Annotated in this window: 28 protein-coding genes; 7 read left to right on the forward strand and 21 right to left on the reverse strand. The window is 61.6% G+C overall.

Features of this window, described 5'->3' with window-relative positions:
* The 6 genes from C7I87_RS08000 to eno all read right to left on the reverse strand — a co-directional run.
* On the reverse strand, nt 1-584 hold a 584-nt coding region (locus C7I87_RS08000), incomplete at its 3' end, for a biotin/lipoyl-containing protein (RefSeq protein WP_149903694.1).
* Nucleotides 585-587: 3 nt separating this feature from the next.
* Entirely contained in the window at nt 588-875 is a 288-nt protein-coding gene (locus C7I87_RS08005; protein ID WP_149903695.1) for a hypothetical protein, read from the reverse strand.
* Nucleotides 876-887: 12 nt separating this feature from the next.
* Nucleotides 888-2,285: a pyruvate dehydrogenase complex E1 component subunit beta gene (locus C7I87_RS08010; RefSeq protein WP_149903696.1), complete on the reverse strand. Its 1,398-nt coding sequence runs from the start codon at nt 2,283-2,285 to the stop codon at nt 888-890.
* Nucleotides 2,286-2,299: 14 nt separating this feature from the next.
* Entirely contained in the window at nt 2,300-3,337 is a 1,038-nt protein-coding gene (pdhA, locus tag C7I87_RS08015) for a pyruvate dehydrogenase (acetyl-transferring) E1 component subunit alpha (protein WP_149903697.1), read from the reverse strand.
* Between the two features lie 191 nt (nt 3,338-3,528).
* Nucleotides 3,529-3,852, reverse strand: a complete 324-nt coding sequence (locus tag C7I87_RS08020) for an FtsB family cell division protein (protein WP_149903698.1) — start codon at nt 3,850-3,852, stop codon at nt 3,529-3,531.
* 153 nt (nt 3,853-4,005) lie between these two features.
* Nucleotides 4,006-5,280: a phosphopyruvate hydratase gene (gene eno / locus C7I87_RS08025; RefSeq protein WP_135880313.1), complete on the reverse strand. Its 1,275-nt coding sequence runs from the start codon at nt 5,278-5,280 to the stop codon at nt 4,006-4,008.
* A gap of 200 nt (nt 5,281-5,480) precedes the next feature.
* Between eno and C7I87_RS36425 the strand changes: the two genes are divergently transcribed.
* Nucleotides 5,481-5,606 carry a hypothetical protein gene (locus C7I87_RS36425; protein WP_149903699.1) on the forward strand — a complete coding sequence of 42 codons (126 nt, stop codon included), beginning with the start codon at nt 5,481-5,483 and terminating at the stop codon, nt 5,604-5,606.
* A gap of 57 nt (nt 5,607-5,663) precedes the next feature.
* Here the strand turns inward: C7I87_RS36425 and C7I87_RS08035 are convergent, their stop codons facing one another.
* The 6 genes from C7I87_RS08035 to C7I87_RS36430 form a co-directional block, all read right to left on the reverse strand.
* Complete coding sequence (locus C7I87_RS08035) at nt 5,664-6,029, reverse strand: PRC-barrel domain-containing protein (protein ID WP_149903700.1); 366 nt, start codon at nt 6,027-6,029, stop codon at nt 5,664-5,666.
* Between the two features lie 85 nt (nt 6,030-6,114).
* Nucleotides 6,115-6,318, reverse strand: coding sequence for a dodecin family protein (locus C7I87_RS08040; RefSeq protein ID WP_027045027.1), 204 nt, complete (start codon nt 6,316-6,318; stop codon nt 6,115-6,117).
* Between the two features lie 76 nt (nt 6,319-6,394).
* Nucleotides 6,395-7,237, reverse strand: coding sequence for a 3-deoxy-8-phosphooctulonate synthase (gene kdsA, locus C7I87_RS08045; RefSeq protein WP_149903701.1), 843 nt, complete (start codon nt 7,235-7,237; stop codon nt 6,395-6,397).
* Entirely contained in the window at nt 7,234-8,124 is an 891-nt protein-coding gene (locus C7I87_RS08050) for a VOC family protein (protein WP_149903702.1), read from the reverse strand. Before C7I87_RS08050 ends, kdsA begins: the two co-directional genes overlap by 4 nt.
* A gap of 193 nt (nt 8,125-8,317) precedes the next feature.
* Nucleotides 8,318-8,608, reverse strand: a complete 291-nt coding sequence (locus C7I87_RS08055; RefSeq protein WP_149903703.1) for a Dabb family protein — start codon at nt 8,606-8,608, stop codon at nt 8,318-8,320.
* Between the two features lie 164 nt (nt 8,609-8,772).
* Nucleotides 8,773-8,907, reverse strand: coding sequence for a hypothetical protein (locus tag C7I87_RS36430; RefSeq protein ID WP_281409046.1), 135 nt, complete (start codon nt 8,905-8,907; stop codon nt 8,773-8,775).
* A gap of 336 nt (nt 8,908-9,243) precedes the next feature.
* On the opposite strand from C7I87_RS36430, the gene C7I87_RS08060 reads away from it, so the two are divergent.
* Nucleotides 9,244-10,500 carry an SAM-dependent methyltransferase gene (locus C7I87_RS08060; protein ID WP_149903704.1) on the forward strand — a complete coding sequence of 419 codons (1,257 nt, stop codon included), beginning with the start codon at nt 9,244-9,246 and terminating at the stop codon, nt 10,498-10,500.
* A gap of 121 nt (nt 10,501-10,621) precedes the next feature.
* Here C7I87_RS08060 and C7I87_RS08065 read toward each other — a convergent pair whose 3' ends face one another.
* Both C7I87_RS08065 and C7I87_RS08070 read right to left on the reverse strand, forming a co-directional pair.
* The gene (locus tag C7I87_RS08065; RefSeq protein WP_149903705.1) at nt 10,622-12,601 is read right to left on the reverse strand and encodes a bifunctional 2',3'-cyclic-nucleotide 2'-phosphodiesterase/3'-nucleotidase; all 1,980 of its coding nucleotides are present in this window, start codon (nt 12,599-12,601) and stop codon (nt 10,622-10,624) included.
* Nucleotides 12,602-12,751: 150 nt separating this feature from the next.
* The gene (locus C7I87_RS08070; RefSeq protein WP_149903706.1) at nt 12,752-14,017 is read right to left on the reverse strand and encodes an NAD(P)/FAD-dependent oxidoreductase; all 1,266 of its coding nucleotides are present in this window, start codon (nt 14,015-14,017) and stop codon (nt 12,752-12,754) included.
* Nucleotides 14,018-14,182: 165 nt separating this feature from the next.
* Between C7I87_RS08070 and C7I87_RS08075 the strand changes: the two genes are divergently transcribed.
* Entirely contained in the window at nt 14,183-14,842 is a 660-nt protein-coding gene (locus tag C7I87_RS08075) for a 5-formyltetrahydrofolate cyclo-ligase (protein WP_149903707.1), read from the forward strand.
* Between the two features lie 15 nt (nt 14,843-14,857).
* Here C7I87_RS08075 and C7I87_RS08080 read toward each other — a convergent pair whose 3' ends face one another.
* On the reverse strand, nt 14,858-15,331 hold the full coding sequence (locus tag C7I87_RS08080) for an Lrp/AsnC family transcriptional regulator (protein WP_015317948.1): 474 nt from the start codon (nt 15,329-15,331) through the stop codon (nt 14,858-14,860).
* A 158-nt stretch (nt 15,332-15,489) separates the two neighbouring features.
* Here C7I87_RS08080 and ald point away from each other — a divergent pair, with 158 nt between their 5' ends.
* On the forward strand, nt 15,490-16,605 hold the full coding sequence (gene ald, locus C7I87_RS08085) for an alanine dehydrogenase (RefSeq protein WP_149903708.1): 1,116 nt from the start codon (nt 15,490-15,492) through the stop codon (nt 16,603-16,605).
* Nucleotides 16,606-16,667: 62 nt separating this feature from the next.
* Nucleotides 16,668-17,483, forward strand: coding sequence for an outer membrane protein (locus C7I87_RS08090; protein WP_306440481.1), 816 nt, complete (start codon nt 16,668-16,670; stop codon nt 17,481-17,483).
* Between the two features lie 230 nt (nt 17,484-17,713).
* Here C7I87_RS08090 and C7I87_RS08095 read toward each other — a convergent pair whose 3' ends face one another.
* From C7I87_RS08095 to C7I87_RS08115, 5 genes are all read right to left on the reverse strand, one after another.
* Nucleotides 17,714-18,181, reverse strand: a complete 468-nt coding sequence (locus C7I87_RS08095) for a DUF1203 domain-containing protein (RefSeq protein WP_149903709.1) — start codon at nt 18,179-18,181, stop codon at nt 17,714-17,716.
* A 212-nt stretch (nt 18,182-18,393) separates the two neighbouring features.
* Complete coding sequence (locus C7I87_RS08100) at nt 18,394-18,957, reverse strand: GNAT family N-acetyltransferase (protein ID WP_149903710.1); 564 nt, start codon at nt 18,955-18,957, stop codon at nt 18,394-18,396.
* Between the two features lie 4 nt (nt 18,958-18,961).
* Entirely contained in the window at nt 18,962-19,822 is an 861-nt protein-coding gene (gene sseA, locus C7I87_RS08105; RefSeq protein ID WP_149903711.1) for a 3-mercaptopyruvate sulfurtransferase, read from the reverse strand.
* A 40-nt stretch (nt 19,823-19,862) separates the two neighbouring features.
* Nucleotides 19,863-20,606, reverse strand: coding sequence for an alanyl-tRNA editing protein (locus C7I87_RS08110; RefSeq protein ID WP_149903720.1), 744 nt, complete (start codon nt 20,604-20,606; stop codon nt 19,863-19,865).
* Nucleotides 20,606-21,640, reverse strand: a complete 1,035-nt coding sequence (locus tag C7I87_RS08115; RefSeq protein WP_149903712.1) for a cysteine synthase A — start codon at nt 21,638-21,640, stop codon at nt 20,606-20,608. Before C7I87_RS08115 ends, C7I87_RS08110 begins: the two co-directional genes overlap by 1 nt.
* Before the next feature lie 225 nt (nt 21,641-21,865).
* On the opposite strand from C7I87_RS08115, the gene C7I87_RS08120 reads away from it, so the two are divergent.
* Both C7I87_RS08120 and C7I87_RS08125 read left to right on the forward strand, forming a co-directional pair.
* The gene (locus tag C7I87_RS08120) at nt 21,866-22,687 is read left to right on the forward strand and encodes an SDR family oxidoreductase (RefSeq protein ID WP_149903713.1); all 822 of its coding nucleotides are present in this window, start codon (nt 21,866-21,868) and stop codon (nt 22,685-22,687) included.
* Between the two features lie 92 nt (nt 22,688-22,779).
* A complete protein-coding gene (locus tag C7I87_RS08125) occupies nt 22,780-23,754 on the forward strand; it encodes an alpha/beta hydrolase (RefSeq protein ID WP_149903714.1) in 975 nt (324 codons plus the stop codon).
* A 101-nt stretch (nt 23,755-23,855) separates the two neighbouring features.
* On the opposite strand, the gene C7I87_RS08130 is transcribed toward C7I87_RS08125, so the two are convergent.
* Entirely contained in the window at nt 23,856-25,280 is a 1,425-nt protein-coding gene (locus C7I87_RS08130) for a DEAD/DEAH box helicase (protein WP_149903715.1), read from the reverse strand.
* Nucleotides 25,281-25,411 lie beyond the last annotated feature (131 nt).

Consider the following 25,411-nt stretch of genomic DNA (forward strand, 5'->3'; position numbering starts at 1 on the left):
CCAGCCGGAGCCTTGGCGGCAGGGGCTGCCTTGGTGCCGCCGCCGGCGATCGCGGCGTCGACGTCTGCCTTCACCACCCGGCCATGCGGGCCGGTGCCGGTCACGGCCGACACATCGACCCCAGCCTCCTTGGCGATGCGGCGTGCAAGCGGCGATGCAAAGATGCGCTCGCCGGCCGCATGACCATTGGCGGTGGCTGGAGCTGCCGGGGCAGACTCAGACTTTGGCGTCTCGGTCTTTGGTGCCTCGGCCTTCGGCGCTTCAGCCTTGGGAGCCTCAGTCTTAGGCGCTTCGCTTTTCGCCGATGCGCCACCGCTTTTTGCGGCAGCGCCTGCGTCTTCGCCTTCAGCCGCGAGTACGGCGATCAGCGCGTTGACCTTGACGCCTTCCGTGCCGGCCGGGACAACCAGCTTCGCGACCGTGCCTTCATCGACGGCCTCGACCTCCATCGTCGCCTTGTCGGTCTCGATCTCGGCAATGACATCGCCCGGCGAAACCTTGTCGCCTTCCTTGACCAGCCACTTTGACAGATTGCCTTCTTCCATCGTGGGCGACAGGGCCGGCATGGTGATGTTGATAGGCATCGCTCACTCCTGGATGAATTTGAAAAGGCCGCGCATAACGGTCAGCGTGGCGACGATGAACACGGGCGGCAAGACACCGAAATGGTAGCTACCCTTGCCCATCTCGAGCGTCATCATGCTGCCGGTCTGGTCGACCTTTGCGGAAGCAGTTGCCACAATAGCAAGAACCAGCGACGCGGCACCGCTGAGCATCAACAGAACCGCATCGAACTTCCCGGTCATCGATCGCACGAAAAATGCGACCATGACAGTGGGAACAATGATGGCTGCCAACGTCCAGAAAGACAGCATCCGCATTGCTCCCTAGCGGTATTTGACGGCTTTGACGGCCTCGATGACCTCGCCGACGTTCGGCAATGCCAGCTTTTCGAGGTTGGCCGCATAGGGCATCGGCACGTCCTTGCCGGCAATGGTGATGACCGGCGCGTCGAGGAAATCGAAGGCGCGTTGCGAGACCTGGTTGGCGATATGGTCGCCGACCGAATTCTGCGGGTAGCCTTCTTCGACCACCACCAGCCGGTTGGTCTTCTTGACGGAGGCGATGACGGTGTCGAGATCGAGCGGACGGATGGTCCTGAGGTCGATGATCTCGGCGTCGATACCCATGCCGCGCAGCTCGGCTTCAGCCTTGACTGCATAGGTCATGCCGATACCGAAGGAGACGATGGTGACATCCTTGCCCGTCTTGTGAATCCGCGCCTTGCCGATTGGCAGCACGAAGTCGTCCAGCTTTGGCACGTCGAAGGACTGGCCGTAGAGGATCTCGTTCTCGAGGAAGATGATCGGGTTCGGATCGCGGATCGCCGCCTTCAGCAAGCCCTTGGCGTCGGCGGCCGTATACGGCATCACGACTTTCAGGCCTGGAATGTGACTATACCAGGCGGCATAGCACTGCGAGTGCTGTGCGGCGACACGGGCGGCTGCGCCGTTCGGCCCACGGAACACGATCGGCGCGCCCATCTGGCCGCCCGACATATAGAGCGTCTTGGCGGCCGAGTTGATGATCTGGTCTATCGCCTGCATGGCGAAGTTGAAGGTCATGAACTCGACGATCGGCTTCAGACCCGCCATCGCAGCACCCACGCCGACGCCAGCAAAACCATGCTCGGTGATCGGCGTGTCGACGACGCGCCGCGGCCCGAATTCCTGCAGCAGGCCTTGCGTGATCTTGTAGGCGCCCTGGTACTCTGCGACTTCCTCGCCCATCACGAAGACATCGCCATCGCGGCGCATTTCCTCGGCCATGGCATCGCGCAGCGCTTCGCGCACCGTGGTCGAGACCATCTCGGTGCCAGCGGGAATGTCCGGATCGGCGGCTATTTCCGTTTTCGGCGCGGCCGCGACAGGTGCGGCGGCCGGCTTTGCTGGTTCCGCCTTATCCTCGGCCGGCGCTTCCGCTTTTGCCGGTGTTTCTGTCTTGGCGGGAGCCGCGCCCTTGCCAGCATCGGCGGCACTTTCGCCGTCCTGCAGCAAAATGGCGATCACCGCGTTGACCTTGACGCCTTCGGTGCCGGCGGGAACCACGATCTTGCCAATCGTGCCTTCGTCGACGGCTTCGACTTCCATCGTCGCCTTGTCGGTTTCGATCTCGGCGAGGACGTCACCGGCGACGACCTTGTCGCCCTCGTTCTTCAACCACTTGGAAAGATTGCCCTCTTCCATGGTCGGCGAGAGAGCGGGCATGAGAATCTCGATCGGCATGTCCTGGCCCTCCCTTACAATACGATATCGGTCCAGAGCTCGGACGGATCCGGCTCGGCGTCGTGCTGGGCAAATTCGGCGGCGTCGGCGACAATGTCGCGAACCTCCTTGTCGACGGTCTTGAGCTCGTCCTCGGTCGCCCACTTCTTCTCGATCAGCCGCGCCTTGACCTGCTCGATCGGGTCGTGCTCGGAACGCATCTTCTGCACTTCTTCCTTCGACCGGTATTTTGCCGGATCGGACATCGAGTGACCGCGATAGCGGTAGGTCTGCATTTCGAGGATCAGCGGGCCATTGCCGGCGCGGCACCATTCGGTGGCGAGATCGCCCGCAGCCTTCACCGCGCGCACATCCATGCCGTCGACTTGGATGCCGGGAATCTTGAACGAGGCGCCGCGATGCGAGAAGTCGGTCTCCGCCGAAGAGCGCGACACTGAGGTGCCCATGGCGTAGCGGTTGTTCTCAATGATGTAGATCACCGGAAGCTTCCACAGCGAAGCCATGTTGAAGCTTTCATAGACCTGGCCTTGGTTGGCGGCGCCGTCGCCGAAATAGGTCAGCGAGACATTGTTGTTGTCGCGGTAGCGGTTGGCGAAAGCCAAGCCGGTGCCGAGCGATACCTGCGCGCCGACAATGCCGTGACCGCCATAGAAATGCTTCTCCTTGGAGAACATGTGCATGGAGCCGCCCTTGCCCCTGGACAGGCCACCGCGGCGACCGGTCAGCTCGGCCATCACGCCACGCGGCGAAAGCTCCATCGCCAGCATGTGACCGTGGTCGCGATAGGCCGTGATCATCTGGTCACCGTCGATCAGCGCCATCTTCATGCCGGTGACGACGGCCTCCTGGCCGATATAGAGGTGGCAGAAGCCGCCGATGAAGCCCATGCCGTAGAGCTGGCCGGCCTTTTCCTCGAACCGGCGGATGAGCAGCATGTGCCGGTAGGCGGCAAGCTCTTCGTCCTTGGTGAAGTCAGCAGGCTTGGGTGCTGACAGACCGGATTTGCCGTCGGATTTCGATTTGGCAGGCGCTTTTCTGGCTGCGGTGGCCATGCATCACTCCCTGTTGGCGTCTCTTTGCGGACACTGGAGCAAGATCGACCTGCTCCGGGGAGATCGCCCTCCCCTTCGATTTATGGGAGGCTAACACGTAGAAAGGCGTTCCGCCATGTCGAAATTGCATAGCTGGCATGCACCTAAGCAATTAAAATCATTGAAAATATTGGTGATTAACCTGATATCGGTTACTTCGTCGGAGCCGGCAGCATGATGGTGATCTCGTCGGCCTGGGATAGATTGAGCGCTTTACGCGCCTGCTCGTCGAGCATGTCCTTCTCCAGCGTGCCGTCATGCATGAGCTTGACTCGCCGCTCGAGCTCCATCCTGCGCGCCTTGATCGCATCGAGCTGACCCTGCAGCGCGACCGTCTCGGCCTCCAGCTTGTATTTGGAATTGATGCCGAATTCGCCGTGATAGGCGTGGAAGCCGAAATAGGCGAGGAACAACACGCACAGCGAGGGAATGATCAGCCGCCCGGTGTTTCTCTGCTTGTGCTGACGCGTCCACATGACCGATTCCCCGTGGCCGCGAACTCAAACGGCTCGAAGCCTTTTTCGCCTGATTGTGCTTAACGGACGGTTACGGGAGGCCGCCCTGCTAGGCCTGAAATGAAAAAGGGCGGGATGTCCCCGCCCTCTCCGTATCGACTATGTGCGGCCGGATCAGCTCTTGATCACCGACTTGCCGGCGTAACGCGCCTGCTTGCCGAGTTCTTCCTCGATGCGGATCAGCTGGTTGTATTTGGCCATGCGGTCGGAGCGCGACAGCGAACCGGTCTTGATCTGCCCGCAATTGGTGGCGACGGCGAGATCGGCGATGGTCGAATCCTCGGTCTCGCCCGAACGGTGCGACATGACGGCGGTATAGGCAGCCTTGTGCGCGGTCTCGACCGCGTCGAGCGTCTCGGTCAGCGAGCCGATCTGGTTGACCTTGACCAGGATCGAATTGGCGACGCCCATGCGGATGCCGTCGCGCAGGCGCGCCGTGTTGGTGACGAAGAGATCGTCGCCGACAAGCTGCGTCTTCTTGCCGATCAGGTCGGTCAGGTATTTCCAGCCTTCCCAGTCATCCTCGGCAAGGCCGTCCTCGATCGAGATGATCGGGTAGTCGGCGGCGAGTTTGGCGAGGTACTTGGCCTGCGCCTTGGGGTCACGTGTCTTCTTCTCGCCCTCATAGACATAGTTGCCGTCCTTGAAGAACTCGGTCGCGGCGCAATCGAGGCCGAGCGCGATCTCCTCGCCCGGCTTGAAGCCGGCCTTCTCGATCGATTCCATGATGAAGTCGAGCGCCACCGGCGCGCTCTTCAGGTTCGGCGCGAAGCCGCCCTCATCGCCGACATTGGTGTTGTGGCCGGCATCCTTCAGCTTCTTGCGCAGCGTGTGGAAGATTTCCGAACCCCAGCGAACGCCTTCGCGCAGCGTCGGCGCGCCGACCGGCAGGATCATGAATTCCTGGAAGTCGATCGGATTGTCGGCATGCGCACCGCCATTGATAATGTTCATCATCGGCACGGGCAGGATATGCGCCTTGGTGCCGCCGACATAGCGATAGAGCGGCAGGCCGGCGGCGTCGGCCGCGGCTTTCGCCACCGCAAGCGAAACGCCCAGAATGGCGTTGGCGCCGAGCCGGCTCTTGTTAGGCGTGCCGTCAAGCTCGATCATGGTCTGGTCGATATGGATCTGGTTTTCGGCTTCCATGCCGCCGATCGCCTCGAACAGTTCGCCATTGACCGCCTCGACGGCCTTGAGCACGCCCTTGCCGAGGTAGCGGGCGCCGCCGTCGCGCAGCTCGACGGCTTCATGGGCGCCGGTCGAGGCGCCCGACGGCACCGCGGCGCGGCCCATCGAACCGTCTTCGAGAACGACATCGACCTCAACGGTCGGGTTTCCTCGGCTGTCCAGGATTTCACGCCCGACAATGTCGATGATGGCGGTCATTGCGATGTCCTCGATTGATCTGAAGAAAGCGTCGCGCCCGTCTTAGCCAAAGCGACGCAAAAGGCAATCGGGCCCTGGCCGAATATTGCCGCCCGCCAGATTCACGAAGCGCAAGTTTCTGTCATCATAAGTCATGCCGCCAGACGCGCATTCCGGGTTAAGGCTGTTGTCGCGCGGGGCGAAACAGGAGGAGTTTCGCCATGTCTGAGTTGAGCGGTATCGTCAGTCTGTTCCTGATCGCGGCGGCGTTCCTGACGTCGTGCGACAATCAGCAGTCACCGCCAAAGGCCATTGCGCCTTTGGCGGCTTTGCATATCAGCGAGTAGCGTTGCGTTGAGTCAAAAAGGGCCCCGTCGAAAACGGGACCCTTTTTGTTCGTCGCGTCAATGCCAGTAGGGCCTGACCTTGTAATACGCATAGGATGCGTCGCGCGCATTCTCGCCGTCCGCGCCGGCCAGTTCGTTGATCGAATAGGCGGGCGCTGCCTTCAGCTGCTCCTTCGAGAAGGGCACGACATAACCGCCCTTGTCCTCGTCGTAGTCGAGACTGGCCCATGGAATGGCATGATATTTCTCGCTGATCCCGAGAAAGCCGCCAAACCCGATCACCGCGAACATGATGCCGTTCGACGTCTTGTCGAGCATGATGTCCTCGATGCTGCCGATGCTATCGCCTTGGGTGTTGTAGACGGTAGTGCCGATGACTCGCGAAGCTGCAATGGCTTCGGTGTGGCCTGTCTGCGTTGTCATTATGGTACTCCTCGTTGTCGTTGATCTCTGCCTGACAATGAGGGGCGTCGGCGAAAGTTCCCGACTATTTTCGAGCCGCTTGCGGTCACTCCGCGAGGATGAAAGTCACCTTCATGTTGACGCGATAGGCCGCGATCTTGCCGTCCTCGACAACGATCTTCTGGTCCTGGATCCAGGCGCCCTCGACGTTCTTCAGGGTCTTTGAGGCACGCGCAATTCCCTTCTCGATGGCGTCCTGAAAGCTCTTCTTGGACGACGAGGTGATTTCGGTGACGCGGGCGACGGACATGGCTTCCTCCTGCCAAAACGCTCATTTGCCGGCCAACCGTACAACTGGGGCTTGTCCGCTACAAGACGTTGGCTTTTCAGCCCTTTGCAATCCTGTCGAAGGCCATCAGCCGTTCCAGAAGTGCCGGCATGTCCTTCAGCGGCAGCATGTTCGGGCCGTCGGACGAGGTCGAATTGTCGGGATCCTGGTGTGTCTCGATGAAGACGCCGGCAACGCCGACGGCAACGGCCGCGCGGGCCAGCGTCTCGACAAAGCGGCGCTCCCCACCAGACGACCCGCCCTGCCCGCCCGGCTGCTGCACCGAATGGGTGGCGTCGAAGATCACCGGGGCGCCGATCTCGGCCATGACAGGCAGAGCACGCATATCCGACACCAGTGTGTTGTAGCCGAAAGAAGCGCCGCGCTCGGTGGTCAGCACATTGGCATTGCCGGAACCGGTGATCTTGGCGACCACGTTCTTCATGTCCCAGGGGGCGAGGAATTGTCCCTTCTTGACGTTGATCACCTTTCCCGTCTTTGCCGCGGCGACCAGCATGTCGGTCTGGCGCGAGAGAAAAGCCGGTATCTGCAGCACATCGACATGCGGCGCCACGATGGCGCACTGCTCCTCGGTGTGGACATCGGTCAGCACAGGGAGCGAGAATTCCTTGCGCAACTCGTCGAAGACGGGAAGGGCGGCGTCCATGCCGGCGCCCCGCGTCGCCGACAGCGAGGTGCGGTTGGCCTTGTCGTAGCTCGTCTTATAGACGAGGCCAATGCCGAGCCTGCCAGTCAGCTCCTTCAACGCACCGGCCATGTCGAAGGCGTGCTGGCGCGATTCGAACTGGCACGGGCCGGCGATCAGCGCCAGGGGTGCCGCATTGTCGAAGACGACATTGCCGACGGTTACCGACGAATTTGGCGCCAGGGGGTTGTTCATTGGATCTCCCGAAAGATGAAAGCCGCGCCCTGCCCGGATGCCGGCTGCACGATGATGTCATTGCCCGACATATCGTGTTCGATGGCATTGGCCGCAAGCAGGCTTGCGGCGGCGTCAATGTTGCGGATCGAAAAAATCACGGCGGCGAAGCGCAATTCTGACGGCGCCCCGGCCGGTATTCCAAAGCGCGTCGCGAAAGAGGCGGCGTCCAGCACGGTCAAGACCGCGTTCGGCAGATGAAAAAAAGCGCCGCCTTGCGCATCGGCGGCCTGATCGTTGATCGCCACTGAAATCAGCCTGTGCTGTTCGGCAGGCACGTCGCTTATCGCTACGATTTCGACAATTCCCGTGGCGCCGTTGGCATGATCCTGCAATGCCGCGCGGTCGGTTTTCGGCGCAGCAATGCGCTGGACGGCAAAGAGGAATGCATCGGCTGCCTTGCTGTCGGATGCAAAGGCGAGCTTGAAAGATGCGCTGTCGCTTTTGCCGGACGTGTCCGTGAAAGCGCGCGAAAAGCTCAGCGCGTCTCCCGCCGACAGGCCGGCTTCGACATAGCGCGCATGATCGGCTTCGGCATCGCCGGTGGCCAAGGCTATCGCGGAAAACCCCTCCTCGCCCGCTCCATCGCGATAAAGGCGGTCGCGCGCAACGAAGACATTGCCCTCGGCGATGGCCTTCGTCGCCGCCTTGTGATCACCGATCGCGAGCGGTTCGAGATACGTGCCGTCGGCGAAGAAAACACAGCAATTTTGCGTGCCGAACGGATGGATGCCTGTCGGGGCGACGACGAAGCCAAGCGCGTTGAGCCGGGCGCGCGCCGTATCGAGGCTCCGCGTCGGCAGAACCAGATGATCGAGCGGATGGATGCCTGATGGGCTTCGGGTCATGGAAGCGCGATGTGCATCATTCGGAAGATCGGTTCAAGGCTTGATCGCAAATGCTGCCGGCAGCGGCATTGCGCGGACGTTGCCTTCTGCCGTCGCGCTGGCCGAATTGAGAGCATGGCGGAAGGCCAACAACCTTCCGGGCGGCCTTCACGTGCTGCCAGGCTATTCGCGGGGCGCCGCAAACAGCGCTGGATCAGCTCCCAGCCACGACATCGGCGGAATAGCGCAGCTCGCGCAATGGTTTGACCTTTCTGGTGGTCTGCGCATAGAGCGGATGCGCCTTGTAGGCGGCAAGCGCTGCGTCATCGGCGAATTCCGCGTAGACAACGACATCGACTTCATCCGAAAGCGGATCGACCTTGGTGTTCAACGTGACCTCGAAAAGGCTGGAATGAGGGATGTCGCCGAGCACCAGCAGCCCGGTGCGAACTGCTTCCACATCTTCCTTGCGCCGCGCGCTGAAGAAAACGATATGCCGGATCAATCCCGCCTCCTCGATCTGAATGTCGAGGTCTTTTGTGCCGGCGGTCTCTTCGCGTCAACCGGTCGTCGCGCCACGCGTCCTTGCGACGCGCCTCGACCGGTGCTGGACCTCAGTTCGCGCAGATCAGGTATGAAGTGCCGGGCAGCTCAATTCGGAGGAGGTGTCTAGGCCTTGCCGGAGACGTAGCGCACCGCATGGGAAACTTCCCTGACCGCGACGTCGAGATACCGGCCCTGATTGTAGAGGCCGTCCCAGATCAGGAAGAACGCGATGGCGGCAATGACAATTACATAACGCATGGCTAAAGCTATCGCACAAGCGATGCGGCTGCCATAGGCGTTTTTGATTTCGGGCGGCAGCAACCTGAGGCAAGGCGGCCGATGCCGGGCGCCGCGTGGCACAGTCCAGCTCTCGGCATGCCTCTTGAAGTCCCCCCTCGTGACGTGGAAGATTGTGGCAGGCATTCACTGGAGGCGCTGAAGCTCTGCTAAAGGGTGCGCGCTTTCGTTCGAGCCCGCCTGCCGTCGAACCCGCAAGCTACCGGGACCAGGCAACGGCGTTTGAACCCGGCGGATGATCCAAGAGAACCGCGGCTCGGCAGTTGTGCCGAGATCACGGAGATCCAGGGGCATGGAATGGCACACGGGGAACATCATGGCATGGCGCCGGGCGACGCGGTCAGGCTCGACGAATTCAATTTCACCGAGATCGTCAAGGGCCTGCCGGCCAAGGCGCGCATGGTGCTGTCGGCGGCCATGAACCTGCCGCGCGGTTCGCTGAAGGTCAGAATGCCAGACGGTCGTGCCGTTCTCGTCGGCGGCAAGGCTCCGGGTCCCGACGCCGAACTCGTACTCAAGAACTGGCGTCTGCCGGGCCGCGCCTTTTCCGGCGGCACGATCGGCGTCGCCGAATCCTATATGGACGGCGATTGGGAAAGCCCTGACGTCACCAGCTTCCTCGAACTGTTCGTGGTCAATTCGGCGATCGGCGAACGCGTCGCGGGCGGCGCCAGCTGGCTCATCAACACGGTCCAGCGCATCCGCCACTGGTTCAACGAGAACACACGCACGGGGTCGAAGCGCAATATCTCGGCGCATTACGATCTCGGCAATGCCTTCTACAAGGAATGGCTCGACCCGAGCATGACCTATTCCTCAGCGCTTTATGCCAATGGCGCCAATGATCTCGAGAGCGCCCAGGCCGCCAAATATCGGGAGTTGGCCAGGGATACGGGCATAAGCGATAAGGATCATGTGCTGGAGATTGGCTGCGGCTGGGGCGGCTTTGCCGAATTCGCGGCACGCGAAATCGGCTGCCGGGTTACCGGATTGACCATCAGCCGCGAGCAGCACGACTTCGCCAAGGCGCGTATCGCCAAGGCCGGGCTCACCGACAAGGTCGACATCAAGTTGCAGGATTACCGCGATGAAACCGGCACTTACGATCGCATCGCCTCGATCGAGATGTTCGAGGCTGTCGGCGAGAAATACTGGCCGGTGTTCTTCTCCACGATGAAGGCCTGCCTGAAGCCCGGCGGCACTGCGGGTCTCCAGATCATCACCATCAACGAAGCCGCCTACGACACCTACCGCGCCAGGCCGGATTTCATCCAGCGCTACGTCTTCCCAGGCGGCATGCTGCCGACGCCGTCCATCTTGAAGTCGCTTGGCGCCGCGCATGGCCTTGCCCATTTACGCGAACGCGTTTTCCCCGAGGACTATGCCCGCACGCTTGCCGAATGGCGCCAGCGTTTCCGAGGATCGTGGGAGAAGATCGTGCCCCTTGGATTCGACGACCGTTTCAAGAAGCTCTGGGAATTCTACCTGCATTATTGCGAGGCCGGCTTCCGCACCAGCTATATCGACGTGCGCCAGGTAGTCTACAAGGCGTAGATTGGGCACGCACGTCGACTTCCTTGTTGGCGGCAATGTCTCTGTGACGCATTGGCCGCGTGGCTGACCGGGGACTTTGGGGATGCGGCCAACACCGACCGCATCCGGCTGTCAGGCCGCATCAGAGAAGGATGCGATATCTCGCAAAACCAGCCTCGCCCTCGCCTGCCGGCTCTATCTTCAGCGACTTCACTTCGGCAATGAAGTCCTTTGCCTTGACGCCTGTCTCGAAGACGACGCTGGTTCCCGGCAACGGCGCGAACGACCAGTTGCCGTCCGCCGTCGGGTTGATGATGCCTTGGCTGATGACGTAGCGGACGATGACGTCGCGGTTGGTGTCCGGCGCTTCGTAGATGATCTTCGAGGCATTGATGTCGGGAAAGTTGCCGCCGCCGCCGGCACGGTAGTTGTTGGTCGCAACGACGAATTTCGCTGCTGGATCAATCGGCTTGCCGTCGAATTTGAGGTCGACAATGCGATTGGAACCGGCATTGGCGACGCCGCCCTTCGAATCGTATTTCGGCGGCTGCGACAGGTCGATCCTGTAGCTGACGCCGTCGATCACGTCGAAATTGTAGGACGGGAATTCGGTGTCGATCAGCGGCTGGTCAGCCTTCCCTGCCTCGATCTTCTTGAAGATGCCTGCTGACATCTCCAGCCATTCCTTCACCTGCGCACCGGTGATCTCAACCGCGCGAACCGTGTTCGGATAGAGATAGAGGTCGGCGACGTTCTTGATGGCGATATCGCCCACCGGCACGTCGGTGTAGTAGTCGGCGCCGTTGCGCCCGCCGGCCTTGAAGGGCGCCGCCGCCGACAACATCGGCACGTCCCTCCACTGGGTGTTCTTCAGGATATCCTTGAGATACCAACTCTGCGCCTGGTTGACGATTTGCACCGAAGGATCATCGGCCACCAGCGCGAAATAGGAATAGAGTGGAGCCGAGGTCTTGCCGACAGGGCGGCGCACATAGGCGAGCGTCGCCTCGTGGTCCTGCTCGAGAGCGGCGGTGATGCGCTTGTCATCCGGGACAGTCGGCTTGTTCTTGTTGTCGACCCGCTCGAAGATCGGCCTTGCCTCCGACGTCGCCGAGACCACTTTCCACTTCGACCCGTCGCGCTCCAGCATCAGGTCGATCAGGCCCATATGCGAGCCCCAGAAACCGCCCATGACGGCGGGCTTGCCCTGCAGCGTCCCCTTCTGTGTATCAACGCCTTCGAGCGCCTGGAAATCCTTCTTGCCGGGGAAGACCAGGTGCTGGTGGCCGGTGAACACCGCATCGATGCCTTCGATGCCGGCGACGAAGAACGAGGCGTTCTCCATCATGTCGCTCTGCTTGACGTCGATGCCGGAGTGCGAGAGCGCGATGACGATATCGGCGCCCTCCTCCTTCATCTGCGGCACCCAGGCCTTCGCCGCCTCGACGATGTCGCGCGTCTTGACGCTGCCTTCGAGATTCTTGAGATCCCAAACCATGATCTGCGGCGGCACGAAGCCGATGACGCCGATTCTGATCGGTTGCTCGGTGCCTGACCCGTCCTTGATCTTCTTGTGCAGGATTATGTAGGGTTTGAGGTAGAGCTTGTCGTCGCGCGGGTTGGCGGCAAGTTCGGTGCCGCGGATCAGATTGGCACAGACGAACGGGAAATTGGCGCCGGCCAGTACCTTGTCCAGGAAGGACAGGCCGTAGTTGAATTCGTGGTTGCCAAGTGTCGAGCACTCGTAGCCGAGCAGGTTCATGCCTTTCATGATCGGATGGAGATCGCCCTCCTTCAGGCCCTTCTCATAGGCAATGTAGTCGCCCATCGGGTTGCCCTGCAAAAGGTCGCCATTGTCGATCAGCATCGAATTGGCGGCTTCCTTGCGCACCGCATCGATCAGCGATGCCGTGCGCGAGAGCCCCATCGTGTCATTCGCTTTGTCGGCGTAATAATCATAGGGCAGCACATTCACGTGGATATCGGTGGTCTCCATGATCCTCAGATGGGCCTGATTGGCCTGCGCCCGGGCGGAGAAGGGGTGAAGCATGATCAACGCGCCAGTGGCGGCGGCCCCTGCAAGGAGACCACGGCGGGAAACGGAATGGAGCAGTTGCGACATGTTTTCTCCTTCTTCGACGACATGACACGCCCTGCCCCGAAGCGAACTTCGCGCCGAAATCGGCTCAAGTCCACCCAAGAAGTCGCGTGCATTCGCACGTCAGTCCATCAGCAACAGATGACGGGCGGATGAATGAGACAGTGAAGAAAGTCAGGTCTTGTCGTCTTCGCCTTGCGTGATCAGCCGGGCGCTGCGCTGGCCCGTGACGTAGATCCATAGCCAGCTCAACGAAACAGCAAGCCGGTTGCGAAAGCCGATCAGGAAGTAGATATGCGCAATGCCCCACAGCCACCAAGCGAGCCAGCCGGTCAGCTTGATCCAGCCGAAATCGATGGCGGCGGCGCGCTTGCCGATCGTGGCAAGGTCACCGGCATGCTTGTAGTGGAAAGGCCGCGGGCTCGTGTCGCCGGCAAGCCTGGCCTTGATGGTTGCGGCAACATGCCGTCCTTCCTGCTTGGCGGAAGGCGCCACGCCGGGCACCGGCCGTCCGTCGGGCCGCAGCACAAGTGCGGCGTCGCCGATGACAAAGATCTCCGGACTGCCAGGCACGCTGAGATCAGGCTCGACCAATACCTTGCCTGCACGATCCGCCTTCGCTCCCAGCCATTCGGCAGCCGGCGAAGCAGCAACGCCGGCTGCCCACAGAATGGTGCGAGCGGGCAGAACCGTGTCGCCAAAAACCACGCCTTCGGCATCGCAGCGCGTAACGGCCCGGCCGAGCTCCACCACAACACCAAGCCGTTCCAGCGCCTTCCCAGCATAGTCGGAGAGCTTTGGCGCGAAATTGGCCAGAATGCGGTCGCCGGCCTCGATCAGCACCACGCGCGTCTGGCGCGTATCGATGTTGCGGAATTCGCCGCGCAGCGTGTCATGCGCCAGTTCGGCAATGGTTCCGGCCAGCTCGACGCCGGTCGGCCCGCCGCCCACGATGGCAATGGTCAGCAACGCCTGACGCCTGGCGGGGTCGGGTTCCCGCTCCGCCTGCTCGAAGGCCAGAAGGATGCGACGGCGAATGGTGGTGGCGTCCTCCAATGTCTTTAGGCCTGGCGCGAAAGGCTCCCATTCGTCATGGCCGAAATAGGCATGCCGCGCGCCGGTGGCGAGCACCAGCGTGTCGTAGGCGACGGCGCTACCATCATCGAGCAAAACACGTTTGCCGGTCCGGTCGACTCCCGTGACATTGGCCAGCAGCGTGGTCACATCCTTGCGCTTGCGCAGGAGATGGCGGATCGGCCAGGCAACCTCCGAGGTCGCCAGCGCGGTGGTTGCCACCTGATAGAGCAGCGGCTGGAACAGATGATGGTTGCGCTTGTCGATCATGGTGATGCGCACCGGTATGCCGGCCAGTGCGCGGGTGAATTCGAGACCGCCAAACCCCGCACCGACGACGACGACCTGATGTCTGGCATCGCTCATTTCATTCACCCCTGATGGACAAGATTGCCTGCCCTGGATGTAGGTATTTTTGTGCAATGCAACAATGGCATGCCGGTACCTGAGACTCGTCGTTCGATGTCGTGAATGCACATCTTGTATCGTATCGCGAGGTGTAGCGTCATCGAACACGAGATGAGGTGAGGCATGGCTAAAGATCATGACGAACAGGGGCCGGCACAATATGCCTCGCCTCCCTGCTTCATGCATGAGCTCGATCCCAGGTTCCAGGCGCCACTCAGCGACTGGGCTGATGTCCGCCGCTGGCGCAAGGCTGAGCGCGAACGATTGATCGCGGCGCGCCTTGAAGTTTCCGCCGACGGCAGAATGGCAATGTCGCAACGCATCGCTGACGGGCTCGATGCGATCGTCGGCGAGATCGCGGGCCGCATGATCAGTCTTTACTGGCCGTTTCGCGGCGAGCCGGATTTGCGGCCATGGATGGCGTCGATCAACGCACGCGGCGGCCGCACGGCGTTGCCCATCGTCGTCGAAAAGGGTCAGCCGTTGATCTTTCGCGCCTACAAACCGGGCGACCGGTTGGAAAAAGGTGTCTGGAATATCCCGTTTCCGACCGAAGGCGATCCGGTACTGCCGGACGTCGTCATCTCGCCCATTGTCGGCATCGATCCGGCAAGCTACCGGCTGGGCTATGGCGGCGGCTTCTTCGACCGCACGCTGGCTGCCATGCCTTTCAAGCCGCTGGTCATTGGCGTCGGCTACGAATTGCAGCGCATCGCCACTATCTATCCGCAGCCGCACGACATCCCGATGGACCGGATCGTGACGGAGACGGCCGCGGCGTAGGTGACTGATCTGTGCTCAAGCCATTTCCGGCTTCAGCCCCATGGCCGTCCGGTCGACGATTTCGCGCAGGGCGAAGGACGAATTGATCTTCGTCACATGCGGCATCGCCGACAGCCATTCCTTATGGATGCGTTCGTAGTCGACGAGATCCTTGGCCGCGATCCGCAGGATATAGTCGTACTCGCCGGACATCAGGTGGCACGACAGCACGTTCGGACAGCGTTTGATCGCCGCCTCGAAATCCGACAGCGTCTTCTCGAACTGGCCTGAGAGGGATATGTGGACGATCGCCGTCATCTGGTGGCCGAGGGCTGCGTTGGAAAGCCTGGCATGATAACCGCGGATGGTTCCGGACTTCTCCAGATTGTCGAGCCGGCGCGAACAGGCCGATTGCGACAGGCCGACCTTTTCGGCAAGGGCCGCGTTCGGCATCCGGCCATCCTTCTGCAATGTCTCCAGAATGGCGATATCAATCCTGTCGAGCGGCATTTTTCGTGAATCCTGCGGACAATATGCTATTTCACGCAACGATTATCGAAACCTGACCGTCCGCGCAAGCGCATTCGCAAACACTTGCGCGCCGATTCATGGTTCACTCCGCTCCTACAGGGAGTAAGCCCGGAAGGGCCTGATCAGGGAGAAGAAAAATGCGTGTCGGCTGCCCCAAGGAAATCAAGAATCACGAATACCGTGTCGGCCTCACGCCGGGCTCGGTCCGCGAATATGTCGCCCATGGCCATGAAGTGCTGGTTGAGACCGGCGCGGGCGCCGGCATCGGCGCCGATGACAACGCCTATCGCGCCGCCGGCGCCACTATACCCAAGACGGCCGCCGACGTGTTCGCCAAGTCCGACATGATCGTCAAGGTCAAGGAGCCGCAGCCCAATGAATGGGCGCAGCTGCGCGAAGGCCAGATTCTCTACACCTATCTCCACCTGGCCCCGGATCCGGAGCAGACCAAGGGTCTGCTCGCTTCGGGCGTGACGGCGATCGCCTACGAAACCGTAACCGACGATCGTGGCGGGCTGCCGCTGCTGGCGCCGATGTCGGAAGTCGCCGGCCGCTTGTCGATCCAGGCCGGCGCCACGGCGCTGCAGAAGGCCAATGGCGGCCGCGGTGTGCTGCTTGGCGGCGTACCCGGCGTGCTGCCAGGCAAAGTCACCGTGCTCGGCGGTGGCGTCGTTGGCCTCCACGCGGCCCGCATGGCCGCCGGCCTTGGCGCCGACGTGACCATCATCGACCGTTCGATCCCGCGTCTGCGCCAGCTCGACGACCTCTTCGCCGGCCGGGTCCACACCCGTTACTCGACCGTCGAGGCGCTCGAGGAAGAATGCTTCTCGGCCGACATCGTCGTCGGCGCCGTGCTCATCCCGGGCGCCGCCGCACCGAAGCTCGTCACCCGCGAAATGCTGTCCGGTATGAAGAAGGGCTCGGTGCTGGTCGACGTCGCCATCGACCAAGGCGGTTGCTTCGAGACCTCGCACGCGACCACCCATGCCGAGCCGACCTACGAAGTCGACGGCGTTATCCACTACTGCGTCGCCAACATGCCTGGTGCCGTGCCGGTCACTTCGGCCCATGCGCTGAACAACGCGACGCTGCATTACGGCCTGCAGCTCGCCGACAAGGGCCTGAAGGCCCTGGTCGACGACCATCACCTGCGCAACGGTCTCAACGTCCACAAGGGCAAGATCACCAACCGCGCGGTCGCCGAAGCGCTCGGCTATGAACTGGTCGAGCCGAAGGCTGTTCTGGCCGCCTGATACACCCAGAAAAAGTCAACTTGTCATCTTGCCCGCCGGTTCGATCGGGCGGTGCTGATGGGTTGAACTTTACAGAAAACCGCAGCGGCTATGTGCTGGGCGTCGGCATGGAAACCGTGCTGCGAGGCAACTGGACGCTGAAGACCGAATATCGGTATGCGAACTTTGGCGACAAGTCGCTGATCGATCTGGGTGGCGCTTCGTTGAACGGGGAACCGTCCAGCCACACCTTCCATATCGCCGCAAATTATCGCTTCGGTGCGCAGAACGGTGGCGGCGCTTCATTTGCTGCCCCGGCCTACAACTGGACCGGCTTCTATGCCGGTGGCGCGCTTGGGGCCGGCACGGCGGTCCACGACTTGGGTGTCAACCTTGGTGGCGGCACTCTCGATGTCAATGGCATTGGCAGCGAAGGCGTGTTCGGCGAGTTGAGCGCCGGCTACGACTACGATTTCGGCACCTGGGTCGCCGGTGTGCAGCTCGACGGTCGCTATTCTGGAATTCGATCGAAACTAGACATTCTGGGCGGTTCCATCAAACTCGATTCTGATTATGGGTTTGACGCTTTGGCCCGGGTTGGCGCCAAGGTAAACGAATCGACCCTGGCCTATGTGATCGGCGGCTACAGCTACCAACATTTTGATCTGCACGCTTCGGATCCGATCGGCGATATCATCGATTGGAACAAGAGTGGTTTCACCGTGGGTGGCGGTCTCGAAACGGCAGTCTCCAACAATGTAACTGTCGGTCTCGAGTATCGCTATTCCCAATTCGCCAAGAAAGATTTCTCGTCTGAATTCGGTGCACCTGATGGTACGCTGACCGACAAGGCTTCGTTCCAGACGGTGCGCATCGGCGCCAAGTACAAGTTCAACTAAGCCCTCCAGGCAAACAGTAGAAGCCCGTCGGCTTGGCCGGCGGGCTTTTTTATTGCGCTAGGGATTTGCGCAAAGGGCAGGCAACAAAAAAGCGGAGCCAGAGCCCCGCTTCCTCGATGTCGAGATTGCCGCCGGTTCATCCGCGGTCGGCCAATCGATCGACAATCGCTTTCTAACCCATCTGTGCGACGGGAGTACGACAGGGATTTCCGCCCGACAATCCTGGCGCCTCAGGCTCTTTCGATACGGCACTGGTAGCAATTGTTGCGCGCCGAGCGGACATGCACATAGGCAATGTCTTCACGCTCGAACAAGGTTTCTGCCCGCGCCACTATAGCGTCGGTTGGAACGACGCCGCCGCTGCCGTAGACGATGCGATCATCGCTGCCATAGCCGCGCACGATATAGTCCGGGCTGTCGAGAATCTCCGGCGGTAGCCTAGCCCCGACGGCACGCTCGCATTCCTGGGCATGTAGGAAGATCGGCCCCGTTTCGGCATAGGGCTGAGGGTTCGGAAATGGACGGTAGGCGAGGATGAGGTAGACATCGCCGGCGGCGATATTCCTGAGGCAATGCCGGCAAGGCATGCCGTCACCGTCAGAGATTTTCCGCTCGGGTTTCCGGCCATAGGCATCGGGGCCGCCGCGCTGCAGGGCCCTTACATTTTCGGTCGGCAGAGCTGTGAACTGGATGGTCATGGCAATATCTCCGGTGCTGTCGACCGGAAATTACGCGCTCGCGACAGGGCTTCCCACCCGATTCCCGCCAAGTGTCCGGGGCGGATACGATGTCGGATCGGCCCCTTCGATCTCCAGGAGGGATTACCGACATTGTCGAACTTTAAGCCGGCTAATCAGTTCGGCAATCCCTTGATGAAATCGTCGAAGCGGCGGTCAGATTCCGGCTGGACTCACGGCCGCATGACGCTGGCCGAGCGTTCGGCAAAAGGCAGCGGATGCACGACCTCCTTCTTCTGCGCGACCGGCTTGAAACCGAGCTTCTGGTAGAGCGGCAGGGCTGCGGGGTGGTCGAGCGTGCAGGTCTGCACCGTGACCCTTTTCGGCCCATACGACCATGCAGCCGCAATCGCCGAGCCAAGGAACCAACGGCCGATACCTTGCCCGGTGGCGTGATCCATCATGCCGAAATAGGCGAGTTCGACTTCCTCGGGCAAATGCGGCTTGAGGTCGAAGAAGCCTGCCGGCGAACCGTCGAGATAGAGGACCCTGATGTCGCGATCCTCGCGGTGGATTCCGGCCGACAGCTCATCGTCATTCAGCCTTAGAACATTCACCCAGTGCCATTTGCGTCCCACCCGATCCATCAGGTAGCGGTAGAAATGCAAGGGAATATCCCTGGTCTTCAGCAGTGCGACCTGGCGGTTGTAGGGCACCGGTGGCGAAGCGGCCGGTGGGGCATGCATTTCGAGAAAAGTCACCGTGACTTCAATATCCTGCAGCACGCCGTTTTCCATCAATTCATTCCTTGCCGGCTGCGCCGGTCACGACCGGCGTATCGGACAGCCCGCCCCACTCGGTCCATGAACCGTCATAAAGCCTGTTGTCGGTGTGGCCAAGCGTCTCCAGCGCCAGCGTGACCACCGCGGCGGTGACGCCGGAACCGCAGGATGTAACGACGGGTTTGGAAAGGTCGATACCGGCGTCCTCCATCACCTTGCGCAAACGGTCCTTCGGCAGCAGCGTGCCGTTTTCGGAAATCGCCGAATAGGGGATATTGCGTGCGCCTGGCATGTGACCGGAGCGAATGCCGGCACGGGGCTCGGGTTCGGCGCCGGTAAAGCGGCCCGGCCCGCGGGCGTCGGCAATCTGGCTTGCCTTCGTATCGACGATCCGGCGCATGTCGGCCAGACCCACGACGCGACCGGCGTCGAAATCGGCATGAAAGACGCTTGGCGCGATCTTGGTCGGCTCGGCCGTTACCGGCCGGCCGGACGCCTTCCAGCCGTCGAAGCCGCCGTCCAGAATATAGGTCTGGAAAACGCCCATGATGCGGAACATCCACCATGCCCTTGGTGCGGAGAAGAAACCCGGGCCATCATAAACGACGATGGTGTCATCGGCTGAAATGCCCATCGCGCCGACATACTGGGCAAAATGCCGCGGCGACGCGAGCGTATGCGGCAAGGCAGCGTCTGGATCCGAAACGGCATCCTGGTCCAGGAAACGGGCGCCTGGAATATGGGCTGCATCATACTCGGCGCGCGCGTCGCGTTTTTGCGCCGGCAGATACCAGGAGGCGTCTATGATCGTCAGGCCCGGCTGGCCCAAGCGCTCCTGCAGCCAGTCCGCATCGACGGTGAAAGGACTGTCTTCGGCCATTTGGTTTCTCTCTATTCCGGTTCAAGCAAAGCGTGTCGTATCAGGCCGCCGGCATCGGACCGAAGCGAATGCGGAAGCGCCTGTTCTCCCGGCCCTTCTTCTCGATCTTGCCAATGTGGATTTCGCCGATTTCGCCGGTGCTCTTCACATGCGTGCCGCCGCAGGGCTGGCTATCCACCGAGGCGTTCTCACCGATGCAGACGAGGCGGATCTTGCCCGTGCCGACAGGCGGCCGGACATTCTTGGATTTCACCAGGCCGGGATTCGCGGCCAATTCCTCGTCGCTGATCAGCCTGGTGAAGATGGGATGATCAGCCCGCACCAGTTCCATCATGCCGGCGGTCACCTCTTCCTTGGTGAAGCTGGCGTCCGGAATGTCGAAATCGACACGGCTGTCGTCCTCGGAAACCGCAGCCCCGGTGATCGGGAACGGGCAGACGACGGTGAGCAGGTGACAGGCAGCGTGCATACGCATCAACAGATGCCGACGGCCCCAGTCGATCGCCAGGTTCACCCGCTCGCCGATCTGCGGCGTGGCCTGCTCCGGCTCCGGCACATGGATGATCTCGTCCTTGGTCTCGCCCGATATCGTGGCGGCGATCGCGATGCGGCTGCCATCGGCGCGGTCGAGATGACCGCTATCGCCCGGCTGGCCACCAGAAGTGGCATAAAAGATCGTCCGGTCGAGGATGATGCCGCCGCGCTCATTGATGGCGACGACCGTGGCGTCGGCCGTCCTGAGATAGGCGTCGTCGCGAAACAACGCTTCCGTCCTGTGCGCCATCATGCGACCTTTTCGAACGGCACCGAAATCTTGCTCTGCAGTTCCATCCAGCCCGGCACCGGCAGCTTCTTCTCGCGCAGGAATTCCGGATTGAACAATTTCGACTGATAGCGCGTGCCGTAGTCGCAAAGGATCGTCACGATGGTGTGGCCAGGCCCTAAATCCCTGGCCAGCCGCATCGCGCCGGCAATGTTGATGCCGGTCGAGCCGCCGACGCACAGGCCTTCTTCCTGGATCAGGTCGAAGACGATCGGCAGCGCGTCTTCATCCTTGATCTGATAGGAGAAGTCAGGCGTGAAGCCCTCGAGATTGGCTGTGATGCGCCCCTGCCCGATGCCTTCGGTGATCGAACTGCCTTCGGACTTCAGCTCACCGCTGGTGTAGAAACTGTAGAGCGCGGCGCCGAGAGGGTCGGCGAGCGCAATCTTGACGTTCTTGCTCTTCGCCTTCAATCCGAGCCCGACACCGGCCAGCGTACCGCCCGACCCCACCGCCGAGACAAAACCGTCGACCTTGCCGCCGGTCTGGGCCCAGATCTCCTCGGCCGTGGTGCGGATATGGCCATCGCGGTTGGCGACATTGTCGAACTGGTTAGCCCAAATGGCGCCGTTCGGCTCGGTTCTCGCCATCTGCTCGGCGAGCCGCCCCGACAGCTTCACGTAGTTGTTGGGGTTCTTGTAAGGCACGGCGGGCACTTCGATCAGCTCGGCGCCGAGGAGCCTGATGGTGTCCTTCTTTTCCTGGCTCTGCGTATCCGGGATGACGATGACGGTGCGGTATCCCAACGCCTTGGCGACGAGCGTCAACCCGATACCTGTGTTGCCGGCCGTTCCCTCGACGATGACACCGCCCGGCTTCAACAGGCCGCGTTGTTCGGCGTCGCGGATGATGAACAAGCCGGCGCGATCCTTGACCGATTGTCCCGGATTCATGAACTCGGCCTTGCCCAGGATCTCGCAGCCGGTTTCTTCGGAAGCCTTGTTGAGGCGGATCAGAGGCGTGTTGCCGATCGCGTCGATCACAGAACGGGGCATTCAGGATTCCTTGTGTACGTGCGCCGAAACCCTAGAAACCCAACGCTTCGGTTTCAAGGCAAGAATTCGTCTGGTCCAGTCGCATTTCCGGCGCTGCGGGCATCGACATCACTGAGATCAGCTCGATGTCGTACAGTTCATTTGCACCTGTGGTGGAAAAGCACCCTTTTCATTCGATTTCACCACCGCTAGAGCAAGGCACCAACAAACTCGGCAGGGCGCAGCATGACACTCTATCGGGCCGATCCGAAACACGGCGTCGCCTGGGTCACGGGCGGCAGCAGCGGCATTGGCCGCTCGCTGGCCAGGGATCTGGCGTCACAAGGCTATGCGGTGGCGGTGACAGCGCTTGACGACGATCCGATCGACACGCTCATCGTCGAGACCGCGCAGATGCCGGGCAAGGTCGTGTCCTTTCCCTGCGATGTCACCGACGAGCCGCGCATGGCAAGAACGGTCGCCGCGATCGAGAAGGACCTCGGGCCGATCGTGCTCGCCATATTCAATGCAGGAAATTACATCGCGACACCCGGAGAGTCCCTCGTCGTCCGCGACTTCCGCCGCTCCTTCGAGGTCAACTATTTCGGCATCATCAATGGGATGGTGCCTGTCGTCGAGCATATGCGGGTGCGCGCGCGTGGCCATGTCGTTCTGGTCGGCTCGGTGACCGCCTATTTCGGCTGGCCGACCACGGCCGCCTATGGCGGCACCAAGGCGGCGATCAATATCCTGGCTGAGTCGCTGAAATATGATTTCGACAAGATGAACATCCGCGTCCAGGTGATTAACCCCGGTTTTGTCGACACGCCGTTGACGGAAAAGAACATGCTGCCGATGCCAGGCCTGATGCCGGTCGGCCGCGCGACGCGCCGTATGGTGCGGGGCATCAAATCCGGCGGCTTCGAAGTGACCTTTCCGTACCGGACGAGCTGGCCGCTGAAATTTCTCGGCATGCTGCCAAGGCCGCTATGCAGATGGGTGATCAGCCTGACGACCAGTTGGAAGGCACGGCCGCTGCATTACGAGCGCAAACCGCCCAACCAATAGATGCCCACAGGATTGGTGGCATGGCTGCCTGAACGGCCGTTGCCTGTTCATGACCACCACCATAGTTTGAATGTTGTTGCGTGGAGTCTGCGATGGGGCGACGGATCGTGCTTGCTGTGCTGGGCCTGATCGCTGTCCTTGCTCTGGCCTTCGCATTGGGCCCACGCGTACCCGTCGACACCACGATGCATTTCAATCCCTCGGTGATCGGTGACGACCCACAGGCCTATGTGGCAAAGGTGGAAGCCGCCGTGCCCGGTATTCGCGACGGGCTGGAAAAGGAGATCGTCTGGGCGAACCCGATGGTGCACGCCAAGACGCCGCTGTCGATCGTCTACATCCACGGCTTTTCCGCATCGAAGGGCGAGGTCCGGCCCTTGCCCGACGACGTCGCCGACCAACTCGATGCCAACCTGTTCTATACCCGCCTCACCGGTCACGGGCAGGACGGCGCGGCGATGACGCAAGGCAGCGTCAATGCCTGGATCAACGACTATGAGGAGGCGCTCGCCATCGGCCGGGCGATCGGCGACAAGGTGGTCGTCATCTCAACGTCGACCGGCGGCTCGCTGGCTGCCTGGGCGGCAACGCAGCCTGGTGCTTCAGACGGTGTGGCGGCCATTGCATTCATCTCGCCCAATTTCGGCGTGAAGGCATCCGGCGCCGAGATCCTGACCATGCCATGGGGCAAGCAGATCGCCGAACTCGTCGCCGGCAAGGAACGCAGCTTCGTGCCGCGCAACGCGCTGCATGAGAAATTCTGGACCACCAAATATCCGATCGCCGCTACGATGCCGATGCAGGCTCTGACCGGGCTTGCCTATGGCGCGCCTGTGGAGAAGGCGACCATTCCGGCTTTGTTCATTTTCTCGGATTTGGACAAAGTGGTGCGGCCCGAGCGCACGCGTGAGATCGCCTCGCGCTGGGGTGGCGCGCATGAACTGGTCCCCATCGAAAGCACTGGCGATCCCGACAATCACGTCATCGCCGGCGACGCGCTGTCGCCATCCACCACGGCGTTCCTTGCGCAACGGATTGCCGTCTGGGTCGAGGCGGTGGCGAAGTAAGAAACGAAAAGGGCGGCCGAAACACTGCCTCGGCCGCCCTTTTTCTTTGCTTAGTCAGTCACAGCAAACCGCCAGGGATTGGCCGGCTGCCATGAGGCGTCTTAAGCAGCCCGCGCCGCCGGACGCTTGCCGCCGAAGCGGCGCTTGTTATTGGCCTTGAAAGGCTTGGCGCCTTCGGGCTTGCGTTCGCCGGCGAAGGCTGGCTTGTCGCCGAAGCGCTTCTTGCCAAAACCGTGGTTCGGCTTCTTTTCACCGCCCGGCCGCCGGCCGTCACGACGGCCATTACGGTCGCTGCGATCGTTGGCGGGTTCGAAGCGCTCGTTCTTTTCAGCCGGATTGCGCTGCGGATCGGGGCTGCCGAGATGATCGGCAACGATTGGCAACTTGGTGCGGATGATGCGCTCGACCTGACGCAGCTTGCTGTTCTCCGAAGGATCGCAAAGCGTGATCGCGATGCCGTCCATACCGTTGCGACCAGTGCGGCCGATGCGGTGGACGTAGCTTTCGGCCTCGTCCGGCAGGTCGAAATTCACGACATGGCTGATGCCAGGCACGTCGATGCCGCGCGCCGCGATATCGGTCGCGACAAGAATACGCACCGATCCGTCACGAAAATCGTTCAGCGCCTTCTGACGGGCATTCTGCGACTTGTTGCCGTGAATGACGGCGGCCTTGAAACCATCGCGCTCGAGATCCTTGGTCACCCGGTCCGCGCCATGCTTGGTGCGCGAAAAGATGATGACGGACTTCATCGCTTCGTCGGCAAGCATCGTCGACAGAACCTGGCGCTTCTGCTTGGTGCGGGCAAAGACGACGCCCTGGACGATCTCGGCCGCTGCGGTGCTTTGCGGCGAGACTTCGACACGGACAGGGTTCTTCAACAAGCCCTTGGCGAGTTCCGCAATCTCGTCCGGCATGGTGGCCGAAAACAGCGCCGTCTGGCGGTCGGGCGCGGTCGCCTTGGCGATGCGCTTGACGTCGTTGATGAAGCCCATGTCCAGCATGCGGTCGCCCTCGTCCAGCACCAGCCATTTGGTGTCGGAGAGAATGAGGTCGCCCTCGCGCACCAGGTCGGTCAACCGGCCGGGCGTGGCGATGAGGATGTCGACGCCGGGAGCAACCTTCTTCACCTGGCTGAAGCGGGAGACGCCGCCCAGCACGAGCGCCGTCGAGACATGCGCGCCCTTGGCGAGGATCTTGATGGTGTCCTCGATCTGCACGGCGAGCTCGCGGGTCGGCGCGAGGATGAGCGCCCTGGTGGTCTTGGCGCGGCGCTTGGTGCCGAGCGCGATGATCTTCGAGAGGATCGGCAGCGCGAAGGCCGCGGTCTTGCCGGAGCCGGTCTGCGCGATGCCGAAAATGTCACGGCCTTCCAGCTGCGGCGGGATGGCCTGCATCTGGATCGGCTTCGGCTCGGTGAAGCCGGCGTTGTGGGTGGCCTTGAGCAGCGCACCCGTAATTCCCAGCGCCGCGAAACCCGAAAGTTCCGTGGTGTCGTTGCCGGGCAAAGTGTTTTCGTTGGTCAAAATAATCTTCTTTCACGCGGCCTCTGGCCGCAAACGTCGATGGCGGCAGGGCGCAACCTGCCGTCGAAAATTTGATATGAAACGACAAGGCGGGCGGACGTGTGCGTCCACTCGGCTGCGCTGTCGTGCCC

Origin of the sequence: Mesorhizobium sp. SARCC-RB16n, from assembly GCF_008520305.1 — a bacterium.
Classification (GTDB): Bacteria; Pseudomonadota; Alphaproteobacteria; order Rhizobiales; family Rhizobiaceae; genus Mesorhizobium.

What these genes read in the sequence shown, in the direction of transcription:
- C7I87_RS08005 (WP_149903695.1), bottom strand. Translation starts at nt 875, where the DNA reads ATGCTGTCTTTCTGGACGTTGGCAGCCATCATTGTTCCCACTGTCATG.
- C7I87_RS08010 (WP_149903696.1), bottom strand. Translation starts at nt 2,285, where the DNA reads ATGCCGATCGAGATTCTCATGCCCGCTCTCTCGCCGACCATGGAAGAG.
- pdhA (WP_149903697.1), bottom strand. Translation starts at nt 3,337, where the DNA reads ATGGCCACCGCAGCCAGAAAAGCGCCTGCCAAATCGAAATCCGACGGC.
- C7I87_RS08020 (WP_149903698.1), bottom strand. Translation starts at nt 3,852, where the DNA reads ATGTGGACGCGTCAGCACAAGCAGAGAAACACCGGGCGGCTGATCATT.
- eno (WP_135880313.1), bottom strand. Translation starts at nt 5,280, where the DNA reads ATGACCGCCATCATCGACATTGTCGGGCGTGAAATCCTGGACAGCCGA.
- C7I87_RS36425 (WP_149903699.1), top strand. Translation starts at nt 5,481, where the DNA reads ATGTCTGAGTTGAGCGGTATCGTCAGTCTGTTCCTGATCGCGGCGGCG.
- C7I87_RS08035 (WP_149903700.1), bottom strand. Translation starts at nt 6,029, where the DNA reads ATGACAACGCAGACAGGCCACACCGAAGCCATTGCAGCTTCGCGAGTC.
- C7I87_RS08040 (WP_027045027.1), bottom strand. Translation starts at nt 6,318, where the DNA reads ATGTCCGTCGCCCGCGTCACCGAAATCACCTCGTCGTCCAAGAAGAGC.
- kdsA (WP_149903701.1), bottom strand. Translation starts at nt 7,237, where the DNA reads ATGAACAACCCCCTGGCGCCAAATTCGTCGGTAACCGTCGGCAATGTC.
- C7I87_RS08050 (WP_149903702.1), bottom strand. Translation starts at nt 8,124, where the DNA reads ATGACCCGAAGCCCATCAGGCATCCATCCGCTCGATCATCTGGTTCTG.
- C7I87_RS36430 (WP_281409046.1), bottom strand. Translation starts at nt 8,907, where the DNA reads ATGCGTTATGTAATTGTCATTGCCGCCATCGCGTTCTTCCTGATCTGG.
- C7I87_RS08060 (WP_149903704.1), top strand. Translation starts at nt 9,244, where the DNA reads ATGGCACACGGGGAACATCATGGCATGGCGCCGGGCGACGCGGTCAGG.
- C7I87_RS08065 (WP_149903705.1), bottom strand. Translation starts at nt 12,601, where the DNA reads ATGTCGCAACTGCTCCATTCCGTTTCCCGCCGTGGTCTCCTTGCAGGG.
- C7I87_RS08070 (WP_149903706.1), bottom strand. Translation starts at nt 14,017, where the DNA reads ATGAGCGATGCCAGACATCAGGTCGTCGTCGTCGGTGCGGGGTTTGGC.
- C7I87_RS08075 (WP_149903707.1), top strand. Translation starts at nt 14,183, where the DNA reads ATGGCTAAAGATCATGACGAACAGGGGCCGGCACAATATGCCTCGCCT.
- C7I87_RS08080 (WP_015317948.1), bottom strand. Translation starts at nt 15,331, where the DNA reads ATGCCGCTCGACAGGATTGATATCGCCATTCTGGAGACATTGCAGAAG.
- ald (WP_149903708.1), top strand. Translation starts at nt 15,490, where the DNA reads ATGCGTGTCGGCTGCCCCAAGGAAATCAAGAATCACGAATACCGTGTC.
- C7I87_RS08095 (WP_149903709.1), bottom strand. Translation starts at nt 18,181, where the DNA reads ATGACCATCCAGTTCACAGCTCTGCCGACCGAAAATGTAAGGGCCCTG.
- C7I87_RS08100 (WP_149903710.1), bottom strand. Translation starts at nt 18,957, where the DNA reads ATGGAAAACGGCGTGCTGCAGGATATTGAAGTCACGGTGACTTTTCTC.
- sseA (WP_149903711.1), bottom strand. Translation starts at nt 19,822, where the DNA reads ATGGCCGAAGACAGTCCTTTCACCGTCGATGCGGACTGGCTGCAGGAG.
- C7I87_RS08110 (WP_149903720.1), bottom strand. Translation starts at nt 20,606, where the DNA reads ATGGCGCACAGGACGGAAGCGTTGTTTCGCGACGACGCCTATCTCAGG.
- C7I87_RS08115 (WP_149903712.1), bottom strand. Translation starts at nt 21,640, where the DNA reads ATGCCCCGTTCTGTGATCGACGCGATCGGCAACACGCCTCTGATCCGC.
- C7I87_RS08120 (WP_149903713.1), top strand. Translation starts at nt 21,866, where the DNA reads ATGACACTCTATCGGGCCGATCCGAAACACGGCGTCGCCTGGGTCACG.
- C7I87_RS08125 (WP_149903714.1), top strand. Translation starts at nt 22,780, where the DNA reads ATGGGGCGACGGATCGTGCTTGCTGTGCTGGGCCTGATCGCTGTCCTT.